The organism is Streptomyces sp. NPDC048275 (assembly GCF_040652275.1).
Taxonomy (GTDB): domain Bacteria; phylum Actinomycetota; class Actinomycetes; order Streptomycetales; family Streptomycetaceae; genus Streptomyces.
In genome coordinates this window covers 1-1,531 of the sequence record NZ_JBEZLR010000253.1, presented here as the reverse complement: position 1 = coordinate 1,531, position 1,531 = coordinate 1, and the positions used below count along the sequence as shown (strand labels likewise).

The following is a 1,531-nucleotide window of genomic DNA, read 5'->3' as shown; positions in this document are numbered from 1 at the left end:
GCAACGCCGTTGCGTTAGCCGTCAGGCCCGGCGTCAATGTCTCCGTCCTTGACCATCTTGAAGCCCAGTGTGTACGTCTGCACGGTGCGCGGATGCTGGTCCCGCTGGAACTGGTACTTGCTGGATGTCTTGCGGTAGCGGGCCTTCAGCCGCTGGCGGCGCTGTTCGGGGAGGAGGTTGGCCAGCACGGCCCGGCCGATGGCCCCGATCAGCGAGTCCGTACTGCCCCGGGCAGGTCCCGGGGCGACGATGATCTGGTCTGCGGCGGCCTGGAACAGAATGGTGAAGCTCACCCGCTGAACGGACAGTCCCGGCGTGGCCGTCGTGACGTCGCCGGCCATGCGGACCAGCGCCTGGTAGACCGTCAGCAGCGCGAAGATCTCTTGCTCAAGACCGGGGACGCTGCGTGAACGCAGCACACGCCCGTCCAAGATCGTGGACTTCAGCGAGAAGAAGCAGGTCTCCGCCTGCCAGCGTCGGTGGTAGAGCCGCAGCAGGTCGTTCGCGGGGTGGCTGTCGGCATCCAGCAGATTGGTCAGCAGCCGCCACAGCTCCGTGCGCCGCGTACCGTCGGCGAGGACGACGGTGAGCCACGCCTCGACCACCCGCACCTCTACCCGCTGCCCGTTCGCACGGGCACGGTAGCGGCGCGGCAGGACCGCGGTGAGGTAGGAGCCGTCGGGCAGCGGGCGGCGCACCGTCGGACGCCGCTTGCGAGTGGAGCGCAGCACGAAACCGGCCCCGGTGTCCTGCACGGCCTGTAGGAAATCGAACGCGTCGTAGTAGGCGTCGGCCAGTAAGAGCATCGATGCATCCAGATGCCCCAGCAGACGGCGGGCGTAGGCGAGTTCGCCGACGTCGTCGGGTCCGAAGACCGCGCCCACCAGAGCCCGTGTGCCGCACTCCACGAGGGCCACCATGCGCACCAGCGGGTAGCCGAACGCACGGACCCTACCGATGTGCTTGCGAAAGTGCCAGGTCACCGCTTCCTCGTCCGGAGCGGACAGGGTGGTGCCGTCCACGGCGACCAGGCGCAGGCCCTGGTAGAAGGCGCAGGACTGGCGGTGATCAGCCACGGGGCCGGCCAGAATCCAGAACAGGTGGCGCAGCGGTCCGCTTCCCAGCCGGCGCCGGGCACGCGCCAGCGACGAGGCGCACGGGCGAGCCACGGGCACGCTGCCCAGCCCCGCCGTGAGCTTGGCCCATACCGCCTGGTAGGAGGATCGCTCGAAGAAGGCGAGGGCCAGCACGAAGTACACCACGACACGCGCCGGGAGCAGCCGCAGCCGCTGCTGTCGGACACCGGTGTCCTGAAGGACCGCGTCGACCAACTCGGGGTCGATGATCTCGGTCAACTCGCCCAGATGGCCAGGCGCGTACACGTCCAGGGCTGTCGCGCCAGACCTGACGCTGACAGAATTCTGCGGCAACGGGACCTCCGGGACACTCGCAATGGCTTCGACACCATGCGAATTACCAGAGGTCCCGCCCTCTTGACAGGGCGCACACATCCTTAACGCACTGGCGTTGC

At 68.2% G+C, this 1,531-nt stretch carries 1 protein-coding gene; it reads right to left on the bottom strand.

The genetic code is table 11. The annotated features are described in order from the left end of the window. Nucleotides 1-14: 14 nt before the first annotated feature. Entirely contained in the window at nt 15-1,430 is a 1,416-nt protein-coding gene (locus tag AB0D57_RS47740) for an IS4 family transposase (RefSeq protein ID WP_362088775.1), read from the bottom strand. Nucleotides 1,431-1,531: the final 101 nt, after the last annotated feature.